Source organism: Vibrio sp. QJM3NY_35 (assembly GCF_057785915.1).
This window is the reverse complement of sequence record NZ_CM173508.1, coordinates 1,255,703-1,269,947: the sequence shown is the minus strand read 5'-3', so window position 1 is coordinate 1,269,947 and position 14,245 is coordinate 1,255,703. Positions and strand designations below refer to the sequence as shown.

Sequence of the window (14,245 nt, the reverse complement as noted above, 5' to 3'; positions counted from 1 at the left end):
GATATCAAGGGCTTCTTCTATTTAAACCGTCAACGATTAGTATTTGATGGCTGTTTTACCAATAGAAGCACTGCTTTCAATACGTTGGTGTGCATCTTTAATTGTATCCACACTAAAGCTATTTAAGGTCGTGGTCAGCGTCGATTTAATACGACCCGCATCAATCAGATTCGCGGCTTGGAATAGGATGTCTTGCTGCTTCTGGATATCGTCGGTGTTGAACAGTGAACGTGTAAACATCAGTTCCCAAATAAAGCCTGCTGATTTGCCTTGCAGCGCTGATAAGTCAATCCCGCCATCGAACTCTACAATCGAACTGATCAGGCCTTGTGGTGCAATCAGCTCAACCATCGCATCCCAGTGCCCTTTTGTATCAGCAACATTGAAGATGTAGTCGACATGTTGAATGCCTTGCTCTCGCACAGACTCGACAAGGTTACGGTGGTTCACCACATAGTCCGCCCCCATATCTCTTACCCACTGTTCAGTTTCAGGTCTTGAAGCTGTTGCGATAACATTTAGGTTGGTCAGTTGCTTAGCCAGTTGAATCGTAATTGAACCAACACCGCCAGCTCCACCAATGATCAGGATAGACTTTTTCTCTTCAGGGCGAACACGCAAGCGGTCGAACAATGCTTCCCAAGCGGTAAGTGTTGCTAGTGGCATAACGGCTGCAGCTTCATCAGAAAGACTCGTAGGCGCTTTAGCGGTAATACGGTAGTCCACAGCTTGGTATTCTGCGTTAGCCCCCATACGTGTTACATCACCCGCATAGTACACACGGTCACCGACTTCGAAGCCTTCAACGTCAGCGCCTTTGCCAACAACTTCACCGACTGCGTCATAACCCAACACTTTTGGTGGTTCGAGTGTTTTGTCTTTGGCACTACGAATACGAATTTTTGCGTCAGCAGGGTTAATAGAAGTCGCACTCACTTTTACCAGCAAGTCATTATTTTTTAGTTCTGGCAGACTCGTTTCAAACTCAAATAAACTGTCTTGCTCTGTAATCGCAAGTGATTGAGTAAATCCGATAGCTTTCATTTTTGATGGTAGTGACATTGTGCTTTCTCCTTGAATTAGACGAGTTAATCTTAGTCAATTTTCACTCTAGATAAACCGCCTAATATTTGAATAATTCTCAAATAATTTTTGATAATGGTATTGCCGCTATCTGGGTAATGCAGACATCTAACTGCATTGCCAAGGGCTGAGAGGTTAAATCAGGCCTTTCTCAATCAACCAATCATGTGTGACTTGATCTTGTGGTTTACCTTCACGGCAAACTTTGTAATCCAGCTCGGCGATAATGTCATTCGAGAAGGATAGGGAATCCAACTTCTGAATCTGCTCTTCGTTAAACAAGTGCTTCTTGTCATCTCTTAAAAGCAGTACCGCTCTGTCAACGATTCCGAGTAAGCCTTTAGGCTCTTTAAGTTCTCGAATATCGTAACGATGGTGCAAAAACTGAGGTTTCCACAGTGGCACTACCACCCACTCTTTGTTTGCGACCGCACTTTCAAAGGCACTGAAACAATCGTCTTCACTGCCAGGAAAGAACTGGTAACCAGCATCGCTCAGGCCATAGTCTTTCATCATCTGGATAGAGAAGCGTGTGATACCAGCACCGGGGTTGATACCCTGGATGGTCGAGTTCATTTTCTCGATCACTTCGGCCTTTAATAAATCAGAGATTTCAGAAACCGCCTCTTCAGGCACATAGTCTGGTACGCCCCACAAAGCATAAGGTTCATAATGAAGCCCAAGCTCGATAAGCGGTTCAACTTCTTCAACGCCCGCTTTGTAGATGCCGTGACTTGATGGCAGCCACGCAGAAGAAAGCATATCCACTTGGCCTGTTTTCAGCTTTTCAAAGTTCTCCTGATGTGGAGAGAAAATGCGCTCTACCTCAAAACCCATGGTCTTCAATACATTGGCAACCAATGAAGCGGTCGTACGGTGGAACGACAAATCCGTTACACCCATTGTGATTGTCTTAGTCATCTTATCCCCCTAGATCGTAGGCTTCGTCCATACGGTGTGTACTGCGCTACGTTGTCGATAGGGGAAATGATAGTGAGAAAATTACTAATGAAAAACAGCTTCACATTTGAATTATTATCAAATTAATTTTGACAATTAAGTGTTTGAAGCTAACTTAGAAGCGATAAGTAGAGATAACCCATTTGCAGATTGTGATCGGGAAATATCCCAACCCCATATTTAGAACATAATTCAATACAGGTAGATAACATGCTTCTTGAAGACTTACAGGTCATTTTGAAAGTGGCGGAGTTTCGCAGTATCACCGCAGCAGCCACCAACCTTGATATGCGTACTGCCACCGCAAGCGCTGCCGTGAAACGTGTTGAGGCCGCGTTAGGCGCTGAATTGTTTGTCAGGACCACGCGCCACCTAAGGCTCTCTTCAGCAGGCGAACGCTATTTACCTGAGTGTGAACAAGCCTTAAAAATGTTGGAGCAAGCGAAGCTCAACATGCGAGAAGAGCTTGGTATTGTTGACGGTGAAATTCGTATCGCGCTTTCATCGGATCTAGGACGAAACTTAATCACACCTTGGCTTGATGAATTTTTACTGGAATACCCTAACGCCGCACTACGTACTAGCATCAGCGATAGCAATATCGATTTTTACCGTGATTCTGTTGATATGGCACTGCGTTATGGCTCCCCGACAGATGCCAACATGTATGGCTTTAAAATCTGCGATGTACCCAGAATATTGTGTGCGGCCTCTGAATACTTGGCTGAAATGGGAACACCAAAACGCCCGAGTGACTTAACTCAACATAATGGTTTGCTCTACCAACTTCATGACATATTGCAAGACGAGTGGATATTCAACGATGGCACTCAAGATCATAAAGTGAAACTAAAAGGGAACCGCGCTTCGAACGACGCTGACCTTGTAAGACGTTGGTGTATCGCGGGTAAAGGAGTGGCAATAAAATCTTGTCTAGACATGTCCCCTCATCTGCTTTCAGGCGAAGTAGTTAAAGTCATGCCTGAATTTAAACCAACACCTACAGAGTTGTGGTTAGTATGCCCAAGTCGTCAATCCATCACCCCTACTGTGCGTCTACTGAGAGATTTATTCAGAGAGAAGACCGCAGAGATCCTTTCGCAACTTAGTGAGCAAGGCATTATAGAAAGCAAAATATCATAGGATCTAATACAGCTTAGAGATAAAAAGTAGAGATACAAAAAAGGCGTTAGCGAACTTCAATTCGCTAACGCCTTTAATCATTTGAACATCATATGGGTATGATGAACATACTGACTTTATTACAAGTACTTGGTTTAATAACCTTAATACAAGAGTTTAGTTTGACTCGTCTTCAACAACGTCACAACCTGCACAGCACTGAAGAGCAATTTCATGTTCGAAGGTGATGGTGTCTTCGCCTTCTTCCAGTAGCTCAGCTATTTCATCCGCGACTTCTTTCTCATCATCAGCTTCAATTTCGCTTGCTAGTTCTTCCTCTGAATAACCGAAGAAGTTTAGTAGTAGGTACTCACGAGCTTCCTCTTTAGTACAGACCACGTTTGCTGAAAGATCAGGTGTAATCTCACCTTGCGCAAGAGTCGCTGTCAGTTGAGCGAGAGCATCCTCTTTCATCGCAGGCGTTAACCAACCAAGATCAGTACTTACTGTTGTTTTTTTACAGTCGAAGCAAGGCAGTTGGTGGAAGTAGTATTGAAAGGTAGTCATAGGTAATTTCTTCGTTAAGTGTTGTATAGCAAGATTATGCGCGTTTTGTAGCAAAATACTATCTCAATCACAACCTAAGGCTGATTCGATTTGAATATTTTTACCAAGTACAGGGCACCATAATGACGACTGATAAATTAAAGGCTTCTCTCACCGGGAGATCATCTCATTACGACGAAGTTTGCGAAGTCTTGTCTACTCCACGCGACTTAGCTTTATAATTGTGTAACCAGCAACAAAACAACCCGATGCACAAACCCCAAAATGCACTGCCGATTCCCAGTAAATTAGTACCAGAAGCAGTGAATAAGAAAGTAAGCAGCGCAGGCTCTCGATAGTGGTTGTCTGCCATCGAAACAGCTAAACAATTCATCAAGGTCGGCATCACCGCTAAGCCAGCAACCGCAATGACAATCTCGGAGGGCACGGCGCTAAACAGCGACACAAATGACATCCCCATCACGCCAGCTAACAAATAAAACCCGCCCATACAGATCCCCGCCAGATAACGTGTCTTTGGATTACTATCCGCATTCGGACCCATGCAAATAGCGCCCGTAATCGCAGCAAGGTTATACGCAAAACCGCCAAATGGTGCGAAGATCAAACCTGTCACCCCCGTAGTGGTAATGATCTTCGATGAATCGACTTGGTATCCGTTCGCTTTTAGAACCGCAAATCCCGGTAAGTTCTGTGAAGCCATCGTCACTATAAACAATGGGATACCGACACTGAACAACGAAAAGAACTCAAAATCGGGCGTGATGAACACTGGGGTCGTTAATCCCATAGTCACCTGACTGACATCGAGTTTGCCAAAACCCACACACATGACCAGTGCGATAATGAAAATGCTTGGGATCAGTAAATTTCCTAACCGCGCTTTCGCCAGAATAAATACAGCGAGCATGACCGCTACGACTTGTACCTCTTCCATTAACGACGTGAATAAACCTAAGCCGAATTGCAATAGAATCCCCGCGAGCATCGCAGAGGCAATCGATGTTGGAATCTGTTTTAGGACTTTCTCAAATATCCCCGCTAATCCAACTAACGTGATCAACATCGAACTGAACAAAAACACGGCCACGGCCTGATTCATTGTCAGCCCTTCAAGAGACGTGATTAACAACGCAGCTCCAGGCGTCGACCACGCTGTAACCACAGGCTTCTTGTAGTGAAACGAGAGCAGTATCGTGGTTACGCCCATGCCAATTCCCACCGCCCAAAACCATGACGCCACTTGTTCTTCGGTTGCTCCAGCACTCATTGCCGCTTGGAAAATGATCGCCGCGGCGCTCGCATAACCAATGAAAACAGCGATAAAGCCGGTACTGACGTGAGAAAATTTTAGCTTAGTCATGTTAATTTCTTCCTTCGTGCGTTATAACGTCCATAGACTGAACTTAGCACTCGTGCGCTATAACGCACAACTAATTTTTGAAAAACTTGTAGAGAAAATATGCAAACAGAAATTAAAGTCGGCGTTAACTTGAAACGCCTTCGCCAAGAAAAAGGCTGGAGCTTAGACAAAACAGCGAGAGAAACTGGCGTGAGTAAAGCAATGCTAGGACAAATTGAACGTGGAGAATCCAGCCCGACAGTCGCTAAGCTCTGGCAGATAGCTTCTGGGTTCGAAGTGTCACTTTCGAGTTTTATCGCTGCTAGCTCAAACAATGAACTGACGAGTTTATTCAGAGATGCAAACGAACTAAGGCATGAGGAATACAACATTGGTTTTTTCGTCAGTTTGTTGTTTCCTTTTGAGGAAGCACTAGGGTTTGAAATATTCGAACTCACCCTAGCCCCCGATTACCAGCATGAATCTGCCCCACATAACGCAGGTGTCACTGAGCACATCTTATGCATTTCGGGAGAGATGGAAGTGATGTTTGATGGTGAGTGGCATACGTTACGAGCAGGGCAAGCCGTTCGCTTCAATGCTAACCAAAACCATGGCTACAAAAATATCGGTGAAGGAAATGCCGTATTTCATAATGTGATTCACTACCCTAATAACAAGCAATAGTGCCGGATTTGGTGATAACGGCTATAACCGGATGTTTAGCGCTAACGGATGTTCAGCGCTAACGAAAGAGCTGGCATCCCACTGGCTAGTATTCACTGAGAACGACTATACGTTGACGACCATGCTGCCATCTTCTGCTTGATAACGAGCCCATAGTTGAGAAAGGTTTTCTTTATTAAGCTGTATCTCTTTTTCTTTCAGAAACGCTTCGTTGTGCAGCTTCGAATACGAACGCTCAGCAAGGTCACAGCTAAATGTAACGATGGTTTTCCCTTTCCCCATTCTAGCCGCAGCGTATAGCGCACCTGCTACGTTCAACGACGAACTGCTTCCTAGAAGAATACCGTCATGTTCCGCAACAAGGCGGGATATCGTCACCAAATCCTGATCGGGCAGCGTGATTGCACGATTGATTTTTGCCTGCCTGAAGTTTTCAACCGTTCGCATGATCCCTATGCCTTCCGTGAACGAGCTTCCTGTGGATTGATAATGTCCATTACGGAGAAACGAATAAATGCCAGACCCATTTGGGTCAACCAACCAAGTTTCGAGATTGGGTTTCTGTTCAGATAGATAATGTGAGTTTCCGGCAATGGTTCCACCAGTCCCCACCACTGAAACTAGAGCATCAATATTCCCCTGTGTTTGCTGCCAGATCTCAGGTCCAGTATTTAAATAGTGCGCTCGATAATTACTGAGATTTTCAAACTGATCTGCCCACCAATAATTCTCATTTTCGACACCAATCCGCTTAGCCGTGTGGTAAAAATGTTCAGGGTTTGCAAAAGGACAAGGGTCGACCAATAACAGTTCAGCATTATAAAGCGAGATCATGCGCTCTTTCTCTTGTGCCTGCCCTTTTGGCATCACTACCAACATTTTGTAACCGAGGGATTTAGCGACTAGAGCAAGGCCTATTCCCGTATTACCAGCAGTACCTTCAACGATTGTCATTCCCGGCTTAAGCTTACCGGCTTCTATTGCATCCATAACCAACTGAAGTGCCGCTCTATCTTTAATCGAACCTCCCGGGTTCTGGTGTTCACACTTAATAAGAATCTCACAACCTGATATCTCTGAAAGACTGTTGATTCTAACAAGATCGGTATCGCCAATCAGTTCACTGAGATTGTTTGCAATATGGGCAGATGACATCGCGACTCCATTTATTTGTTGAGGATAAGTTTGTTCATCGATTGGGTTGTCGATGATCATAAGCGTAGCTCTGGGGTCTGCTTAGTCAAGAAGTGCCGGAATTGAAAAGACTCTCATTTTCCAAATAGCAATTATAATTAGGGGTGACCAATTAGGTTGAGGGCAAAAAAATGTTTCTAAAAGAGAAAAAAAGCGGTGACCTCGTTGATGTAACTGAAATGACCAAATTAACCAACTTATTTCAAGACAGTATCGAAGGTCGGTTTCAAGCAGGCGAAGAACAGCAAGACCCTGAGATTTTTAAAAAGTCCGAACTGATGTTTATGTCAGGGGAAGAGTTACCTCGATGCTGGACAAAACCTTGTTAGCGACTTTCCTAAATTAGCATTTCATGGGTTATTTATTGTATTGTGAAAAATCTGGTCCGGTGGCTAAATTCATGCATCCGCTACACTTCTTGGAAACAAAAGTTTTTCTGTTTCCGTAACCTTACGCAGAATAGGCGAAAAATGTCTATTGGAGTCTGGGCTGTCCCAGTCTAACTGAATCAGGCCTATCAATATGTGGGCTACTTAGAAGCCCACTTACCTGCTTACTTAACTCGCTGTAACACGCTCCGCGTTTGGTACAGAGTACTCCTTATATGCTTCTAGCTCTGGATCATAGATACGCATGATAATGTCTAGGCGTTCGTCTTGACGGTTAATCGGCAGCCAATTTTCAGCGGGCACATCTGCCGGTTTTTCCGCACTAATGTGAATATCAATCCCCCCTTCTGCGTTTAATTCCATGCCAGAGTTTTTGCCTACACTGTATTTCATATGATCGTTAGGAATAAAGAAACCATTTTCAGAATCATATAATGTCACTGACCAAAAGGCTTTTGCTGGCGGCAACTCATCTTTACTCATATTAATCACATAATCATGTTTTGCGTTTAGTGACTCACCATCCATACTAACAATCGGAGGGTATACGGCTTCTGAAGCAGGTAACCCAACAGGCCCGATCACTGATTGCAAAACCAATAAATGTAAATCTATCTCCCCTTTTGTTTTAAACAAATCTAAACCATGTTTAGCTGTAAATACTGGATCTTGCGTTCTTGCAAACATATCCATTCTTACTTTATCGGCAGCGGCTCTAAAGCGTTCGCCATCAACCTCAATCGATTTTTCTTGATCAAAAGCTTTACCGGGCTGTAAACCAAGCTTTTTCATCGCAGTTAAATAAGCTTGATCTAATGGATCATTAGTATCAAATGTTGTGTGGTTTAGAACAAACTGCATCACTTCAAGAAAATTGTTCGCGTAGATATCAGAGTCAGTTCGCCCCACCGCTGGTAATGGTGTTCTATCGACAGGTTTAGCGGGCTTGCCTTGATACTCATTAAGTGTGACTACGGCAATACCTTGCATCTGCTCTGCAATCTCTGTGAATTTTTCCGGCTCATTAGCATGAGGCATCACACGAAAAGCGGCGGACACGAAGTCTCCATCGACTTTAATACTACGATCGATTCCTTCCACAGGTTCTCCGCTATAACCTGAAGTTCTTTCCGTATAAAACAACACCTTTTCAGGTACTTGAAAATCATTTTTGGTCACTGAAATGGGCACTGTTACATAGTGATCATAACCAGTTACCATTAAAGATGCATAGCTTGAATCAAAGGCTGGTACATCAATTATTACCGCATCATCTCGTAAATCTAACAATGAAAATACATAAAGTGTATCGTTATTCGGTCGTGCTATATCTGTAAGAGTATGATCTTTAAGCTGTGTATCCGCATGTACAGTGTTCCATCCCCCCTGTGATAACGCAAATTTATTGTTGACGTTATACATTGCAACATATTGATAGGAATGAAGCACAATATCTTCCAGAGCTGCATCCGTTATTTCTAGTACTTCTGTGGATTCGATTAAAGTAGATTCACTATTGGTGGATTGATGGCATCCAGTCATTATTAGAGAGGCGCTGATTGCAACCGCCGCTATAGCATTATTTTTAATTGTCATGGTATTTCCTAGGTCAAATATTATTTAGATTATTCAATACTGCGGTGCTAAAAGTCCCAATTGAGACCGAGTTGCCAGCCTTGCTGTTTTATGTCGTAAACAAAGTCCCCATTCGAGTAATCGACATCAAATTGACGATAACCTACAGTCCCACTAATAGCCGGTGTAAATTGATAACCTAAGTTGGCTTGCACGTCGTAGAATCCATCAGAACTGATTCCACCAATTTGTCCGCTAGCATTCACAAATAAATTTGAATCGTTGAACTGATGCTGAACTTGAGCTCCAAGTAAAAGGTCAAACCAGCTATCATTTGAATTTCCTGACAGGAGTGGGATATCACCGTGATAGTCATAATTTACATTGGTGTAACGTGTGCCCGCGAGGAGTTGAACACTTGTATTTTCTTTTTGAAAGACTTCGTATCCATATGCCATAGTGAAAAGAGTTGTCGTGGTATATATATCTAAATCGCCAAGAACAGGACCTATTTCCTCACTGCTTCTAATATCGCTATAACTGTAATCTACGTAAATCCCATGATTGCCTTTAACTGCTGCCCCTGATAGAGAAAGCCCGTATTGAGCATCATCGACAATGTTTTTTGGCGACATATCAGCGGGCGGAAGCTCTGAAAACCCTGCGGAGCCCCTGTGATCGGTTAGCCACATATATGGATTAATAGAAAACGCCCAGTCATCCTGATTCTCGGGGGCTGCTAGAGTCAAAGGTGTGAATATTACACTGTTGATGAGTAAGTAAGCTTTTAACGAAGGTTTATTCATGATGTCCTCAAATTGTCTTTTAATTGTTTGATAACAAGACAATAAATGCACATGCAGATAAAAAATATGAATTACAGTAAACCGAATTTGAATACCAAATTCGGTTTACTGTAATTCATATTTTGCTTCTTATTTTACCGATAACATGTTGCCAACAATAAGTGATTGAGGAAAACAAATGAACATTAAGAACACTCTCGCAATTTCCATTGGGCTTGTTTTGTCAACCATGGTATCTGCCGAAAACCCTGTAAAAGACTCTGAAGACACCATCAACTTTTCAGACCCAACGGTAATCTACTCATCTTTCGAAGCCGCTTATGGTACAGAAGGAGCAACACTTGGTTTCGGTTTAGCATCTCAAATCAATGAGGAATGGGGTGGATTGGCAAAATATGAAGGTAAGGAGAATTTGAACTTACATCGAATCAGAGCTGCGGCAACCAATACCGACATAGGCTCTGGCATCCTTTTAGATTACATCTGGGATACGGATTTTGCAGGTGCAGGAGCCGACTCTCATTCATTAGTGGTGAACGGATTACAAGTATTGCCATTGGGTGAGAATGCTCTATTTGTTCCAATGGTAGGAGCCGGGTTTACCACGAATGATTTCGCTAAAAACGAAGCCGCAATTGGAATGGTACAAGCAATGCTGGTCTACAACTTCACTCCAGAGGTTTGGGCTAACTTTATTCCTCAGTATACCTACAGCTTTAATGATCTAAAACTTAAAAATGGTGGCACACAATCCATTAGAAAGTATGAGTTTGAAACAGTTGTAGGGTATCGATTTGACAACAATCAAAACGTACGATTGCTGTATAAATATAACGAAGACCGCGAACATGAAGCAACTTTAAGTTACACCTACGCGTTTTAATCGTTGAACCCAAGAGCGGCTTCCAATAACCCGCTTATCGGTATTGCCCATCGCATTATCTTTTAGATATCAAATATATATGACAATGAGAACTATAATGAAAATTAATAATACTTTAAAGCTATCTGCTATCGCGCTTTTTCTATCTTCGCTTAGCATCGGGGCTGCGTTAGCCACAGAAAACGTCAACATTGATAACTTCGCACGTGCTGAAAGCGATACTATGATCCGATCTCAATTATCTATCATTGGAGATGTCGGAAAACTATTCCATATGAGAGCACCCACCCCCTTAGATCAACAAGCGATCATTCGAATGAATCTGGATACGCTTTATTCGGGAGTAATTCTCGACTTAAGTGAGCCTGCAACTATAACATTACCCGATGGAGCTGAGCGGTATATAAGTATGCAAGTCACCAACCAGGATCATTTTATATTCGCAGAAACAGAAGCAGGAACTTATACTTTAACTGAAGAAAACGTAGGTACACGATATGCCGCTATTTCATTCCGAGTACTAGCAGATAGTAGTAGTCCTGAAGATATTAAAGCCGCCAATGAGTTACAAGATAAAATTGTTGTCGATACGCCACTTGTTGGGGTTAAACCTGATCTTCCTAACTGGGATCTTGAACAGCTACAGTCTGCTCGAGATGCTTTAAACACTTTAGCCTTATTAGGCACAGATGCCTCTAAAGGATTCGGGCTAAAAGAAAAAGTTGATCCAGTGCATCATGTATTGAGCACCGCCTCTGGCTGGGGGGGGTTACCGGTACAAAATGCCGTGTACGACGTTTTAACTGTAAACAAAAATGACGGAGATACCGATTATCAGGTGACAGTAAAAGATGTTCCTGTAAATGCGTTTTGGTCTATAACGGTATACAACAAAAATGGGTTTTTAGAAGAAAATGATCTAGGGGTGCATAGTTTCAACAACTTAATGGCTGAATCTAATGATGACGGTAGCATTACCATCGACTTTGGAAACTGTAGCGAAAAAACCGTCAATTGTTTACCTACAACGGACGGTTGGAATTATCTTGTTCGCATGTATGAACCTCAATCTGAAATTATCAATGGTGAATGGCAATTCCCAGAATTAACTCAGAAGTAAGGGTTGCTACAAGCGTTATCAAAGCCAACTGAAATCACAGTTGGCTTTTTCTTGGGCGCTCACCTCGCAAGTTTGTCTCATATCATTACTTTATGGCGCTCAATAAGGCTACTATAAAATGTTAATGTTTCACTTACATAAGGAAGTTTAATGGACAAAGCACTGACCAAAATGGATTTGAACTTACTTAGAATGTTAAAAGTGTTGGTAGAAACTCGGAATACTTACAAAACGGCTGAAATATTGGGGATCTCGCAAACTAGTGTTAGCCGTGGTGTAGCAAAACTAAAAGAAACATTTGGTGATCAGCTGTTTTTAAGAAAAGCTCACAGTATTGAGCCCTCTGAATTGGCAATACAGCTTTCCGAAGCCACTATCGAAATGCTCAACCCTATCGCAAAAGTTATTGATTCATTCAGTAATTTCGACCCTGAACAGTTTCACGGCACTGTGTCAATATCCGTTAATACTTACATATTAGAAGTGTTCGGAGAACGATTAATAAAACTGCTTTTATCTAAGCTACCAAATGCTAAAGTTGAATTAGACTTCTGGCAAAATCAATCTTTAAAAGATATGTTAAATGGAAAAATCGATTATGCTTTACAAATATCAAACTTTCCATTCCCTCAAGATATTTACAGCCACCATGTAAAAACTGTGACTTCAGGTATCCTTGCTAGAAAGAATCACCCGATTTTAAAAGAAGGAAATGAATGGGAAAGAATTCATGAATTACCTATTGTTCAACTCTATTTAGCTGGTGTCAACTATGACAAAAGTGCGCTGCATGACATCTACAAGTTAAAAGGCTATCAAGCTAATGTAGTACTAAAAACACACAGTCTCAAAGCTGCGTTACATATTATAAAAACAACAGACGCGATTTGTTTTTCCAGCAGTTATGTAGCCGAGTTAGGCGACAATTTAGAAGTTCACCCTTTACCATTAATAGCGGAAGAACATAAACGATTTGATATTATTGGTGGATATCTACAAACACGTAGAACCTACCCTTTAAATCAATATTTACATCAAATCCTACAAGGGTTCTTTGATTCTATTGAGCAGCCTAACACCGATAATTTATTGATGTGTAAATAAAAAACGCCCATCCCGGGCGTTTGAAGTTTTCATGTTCAAGTCAATATATTGCTCATTGTTGCAAGCGAGTGTCAGATACCCATGTAGGCGTTATCCCTTCGGTGGGTTTTTCATCAAATGTCACTTCGCTAGCCTCAGATGGTGCAGACCAACCCAGCAAATCAGTTCGTGCCATTCTAGTAACAATTTGCTCTTTAGTTACATTAATGACCATGAGGTCTTGTGCAATAGCAACTGGGCCTCCATATGACTCGACAAGTCCTTTAAAGGCCCTATCAATGGTATCTTCATTAGTGAAAAAATGCGTTCCTACCCCTAAACCAGGCTGAGAAATTGTAAATATTTCCCCAAGCTCACTTGCTGAAGTATGTTTATGAACAATATTTTCAGCGACTTCTATAGGCATATTGTTTTTGTCTGAGAATGTCGGAGCATCAATAAACAATTCATGGATAAACACATCTACACCTTTCGCCATTTCAGCTTCATGTGTTGTAGGCTCACTATCGCCAGTAAATGCCATTGATAAACCATTCCACTCTAGTCGATAACCCACTGAGCCAACCAGAATATGATCAACCGGGAACGCGTATATTTTCACATCATTTTCTGAATATACTAATTGTTTCGGCGTTTCGAGGCTAAATTTCGAATAATCAAATTCATGGGCTTGGATTTGCATACCTTCATTTGCGGCGATGCCGGTTTTACTCAGCACATGCCAAGCCGCTGCCTTTTCAACATGCTCGACAAAGCTTGCAACTCCAAGCTCAGGAGTATGACCAGAAGATCCATACACATTTAAAGGTACATTGCGCCCCCAGCCCATTGAGTCCCACAAGTTAAATATTCCACCAACGTGGTCTAGGTGTAAGTGAGTGACGAAGACTTTATCCAGCGAATCATGAGGTAACCCTAGACTCCACAGATTTGGTACCGTTCCCCCTCCTACATCAAAGATGAAATTGTCACCATTTCCAAGTTCTACTAACCAGCTTGTAGATGCTTGTCCCATACGTACAGGTGGGTTGCCAGAGCCAATTGTCGTTATTCGCATTTCATCAGGCTCGATTGACTCTTGCCCTGCAATAAAGTGCTCTGAGTATTGGCGATGTTCACCATCAACTTTTGAAACAACATTGTGTTTAGTTAATGGTTGCCCACACAATGGAACAGGATACCCTGCTTCTGTTAAACGGCATTCTCGTGGAAATTGGAAATCTAGTGGCGATTCCGCCATTGCTGGCAACATGAAAGAAGTGCACAAAGCGTAAGTTAAGTATTTGGGAAATGACTTCATAAGTTCTCCGATAAAAGGTTATGAGTTGAATAAGTTAGTACACGGAGATTGTCTATGATTGAATAAGATAAGAATATGAATTACAGAGACCCGAATTTGGTTAAGACGGGGAA

Annotated in this window: 14 protein-coding genes; 6 read left to right on the top strand and 8 right to left on the bottom strand. The window is 42.3% G+C overall.

Annotated elements, in window-relative coordinates; genetic code table 11:
* Positions 1-36: 36 nt before the first annotated feature.
* Positions 37-1,062 carry a zinc-binding alcohol dehydrogenase family protein gene (locus AC3CH3_RS21015; protein WP_488538322.1) on the bottom strand — a complete coding sequence of 342 codons (1,026 nt, stop codon included), beginning with the start codon at positions 1,060-1,062 and terminating at the stop codon, positions 37-39.
* 156 nt (positions 1,063-1,218) lie between these two features.
* Complete coding sequence (locus tag AC3CH3_RS21010; protein WP_488539081.1) at positions 1,219-1,986, bottom strand: glycine betaine ABC transporter substrate-binding protein; 768 nt, start codon at positions 1,984-1,986, stop codon at positions 1,219-1,221.
* A 267-nt stretch (positions 1,987-2,253) separates the two neighbouring features.
* On the opposite strand from AC3CH3_RS21010, the gene AC3CH3_RS21005 reads away from it, so the two are divergent.
* Positions 2,254-3,186: a LysR family transcriptional regulator gene (locus tag AC3CH3_RS21005; RefSeq protein WP_488538321.1), complete on the top strand. Its 933-nt coding sequence runs from the start codon at positions 2,254-2,256 to the stop codon at positions 3,184-3,186.
* Positions 3,187-3,342: 156 nt separating this feature from the next.
* Here AC3CH3_RS21005 and AC3CH3_RS21000 read toward each other — a convergent pair whose 3' ends face one another.
* Complete coding sequence (locus tag AC3CH3_RS21000) at positions 3,343-3,732, bottom strand: hypothetical protein (RefSeq protein ID WP_054545708.1); 390 nt, start codon at positions 3,730-3,732, stop codon at positions 3,343-3,345.
* Positions 3,733-3,901: 169 nt separating this feature from the next.
* Positions 3,902-5,095 (bottom strand): benzoate/H(+) symporter BenE family transporter, encoded by a 1,194-nt coding sequence (locus tag AC3CH3_RS20995; protein ID WP_488538320.1) that lies wholly within the window; start codon positions 5,093-5,095, stop codon positions 3,902-3,904.
* A gap of 99 nt (positions 5,096-5,194) precedes the next feature.
* On the opposite strand from AC3CH3_RS20995, the gene AC3CH3_RS20990 reads away from it, so the two are divergent.
* On the top strand, positions 5,195-5,761 hold the full coding sequence (locus AC3CH3_RS20990; RefSeq protein ID WP_428784932.1) for a helix-turn-helix domain-containing protein: 567 nt from the start codon (positions 5,195-5,197) through the stop codon (positions 5,759-5,761).
* 105 nt (positions 5,762-5,866) lie between these two features.
* Here the strand turns inward: AC3CH3_RS20990 and AC3CH3_RS20985 are convergent, their stop codons facing one another.
* Complete coding sequence (locus AC3CH3_RS20985) at positions 5,867-6,916, bottom strand: cysteine synthase A (RefSeq protein WP_050652688.1); 1,050 nt, start codon at positions 6,914-6,916, stop codon at positions 5,867-5,869.
* A 170-nt stretch (positions 6,917-7,086) separates the two neighbouring features.
* Between AC3CH3_RS20985 and AC3CH3_RS20980 the strand changes: the two genes are divergently transcribed.
* A complete protein-coding gene (locus AC3CH3_RS20980; RefSeq protein ID WP_488538319.1) occupies positions 7,087-7,284 on the top strand; it encodes an acetyltransferase in 198 nt (65 codons plus the stop codon).
* A 228-nt stretch (positions 7,285-7,512) separates the two neighbouring features.
* On the opposite strand, the gene AC3CH3_RS20975 is transcribed toward AC3CH3_RS20980, so the two are convergent.
* On the bottom strand, positions 7,513-8,940 hold the full coding sequence (locus tag AC3CH3_RS20975) for a DUF1214 domain-containing protein (RefSeq protein WP_488538318.1): 1,428 nt from the start codon (positions 8,938-8,940) through the stop codon (positions 7,513-7,515).
* 47 nt (positions 8,941-8,987) lie between these two features.
* Entirely contained in the window at positions 8,988-9,725 is a 738-nt protein-coding gene (locus tag AC3CH3_RS20970) for a porin family protein (protein WP_488538317.1), read from the bottom strand.
* 178 nt (positions 9,726-9,903) lie between these two features.
* Between AC3CH3_RS20970 and AC3CH3_RS20965 the strand changes: the two genes are divergently transcribed.
* From AC3CH3_RS20965 to AC3CH3_RS20955, 3 genes are all read left to right on the top strand, one after another.
* Positions 9,904-10,608: a hypothetical protein gene (locus AC3CH3_RS20965; RefSeq protein ID WP_488538316.1), complete on the top strand. Its 705-nt coding sequence runs from the start codon at positions 9,904-9,906 to the stop codon at positions 10,606-10,608.
* Between the two features lie 97 nt (positions 10,609-10,705).
* The gene (locus tag AC3CH3_RS20960; RefSeq protein WP_488538315.1) at positions 10,706-11,728 is read left to right on the top strand and encodes a DUF1214 domain-containing protein; all 1,023 of its coding nucleotides are present in this window, start codon (positions 10,706-10,708) and stop codon (positions 11,726-11,728) included.
* Positions 11,729-11,878: 150 nt separating this feature from the next.
* The gene (locus AC3CH3_RS20955) at positions 11,879-12,832 is read left to right on the top strand and encodes a LysR family transcriptional regulator (protein WP_488538314.1); all 954 of its coding nucleotides are present in this window, start codon (positions 11,879-11,881) and stop codon (positions 12,830-12,832) included.
* A gap of 52 nt (positions 12,833-12,884) precedes the next feature.
* Here the strand turns inward: AC3CH3_RS20955 and gntH are convergent, their stop codons facing one another.
* Positions 12,885-14,132, bottom strand: a complete 1,248-nt coding sequence (gene gntH / locus AC3CH3_RS20950) for a guanitoxin biosynthesis MBL fold metallo-hydrolase GntH (RefSeq protein WP_488538313.1) — start codon at positions 14,130-14,132, stop codon at positions 12,885-12,887.
* Between the last annotated feature and the right edge of the window lie 113 nt (positions 14,133-14,245).

Coding starts and splice junctions, on each gene's coding strand:
- AC3CH3_RS20960 (WP_488538315.1), top strand. CDS start 10,706: ATGAAAATTAATAATACTTTAAAGCTATCTGCTATCGCGCTTTTTCTA.
- AC3CH3_RS21005 (WP_488538321.1), top strand. CDS start 2,254: ATGCTTCTTGAAGACTTACAGGTCATTTTGAAAGTGGCGGAGTTTCGC.
- AC3CH3_RS21000 (WP_054545708.1), bottom strand. CDS start 3,732: ATGACTACCTTTCAATACTACTTCCACCAACTGCCTTGCTTCGACTGT.
- AC3CH3_RS21015 (WP_488538322.1), bottom strand. CDS start 1,062: ATGTCACTACCATCAAAAATGAAAGCTATCGGATTTACTCAATCACTT.
- AC3CH3_RS20995 (WP_488538320.1), bottom strand. CDS start 5,095: ATGACTAAGCTAAAATTTTCTCACGTCAGTACCGGCTTTATCGCTGTT.
- AC3CH3_RS20985 (WP_050652688.1), bottom strand. CDS start 6,916: ATGTCATCTGCCCATATTGCAAACAATCTCAGTGAACTGATTGGCGAT.
- AC3CH3_RS20980 (WP_488538319.1), top strand. CDS start 7,087: ATGTTTCTAAAAGAGAAAAAAAGCGGTGACCTCGTTGATGTAACTGAA.
- AC3CH3_RS20990 (WP_428784932.1), top strand. CDS start 5,195: ATGCAAACAGAAATTAAAGTCGGCGTTAACTTGAAACGCCTTCGCCAA.
- AC3CH3_RS20965 (WP_488538316.1), top strand. CDS start 9,904: ATGAACATTAAGAACACTCTCGCAATTTCCATTGGGCTTGTTTTGTCA.
- gntH (WP_488538313.1), bottom strand. CDS start 14,132: ATGAAGTCATTTCCCAAATACTTAACTTACGCTTTGTGCACTTCTTTC.
- AC3CH3_RS21010 (WP_488539081.1), bottom strand. CDS start 1,986: ATGGGTGTAACGGATTTGTCGTTCCACCGTACGACCGCTTCATTGGTT.
- AC3CH3_RS20975 (WP_488538318.1), bottom strand. CDS start 8,940: ATGACAATTAAAAATAATGCTATAGCGGCGGTTGCAATCAGCGCCTCT.
- AC3CH3_RS20955 (WP_488538314.1), top strand. CDS start 11,879: ATGGACAAAGCACTGACCAAAATGGATTTGAACTTACTTAGAATGTTA.
- AC3CH3_RS20970 (WP_488538317.1), bottom strand. CDS start 9,725: ATGAATAAACCTTCGTTAAAAGCTTACTTACTCATCAACAGTGTAATA.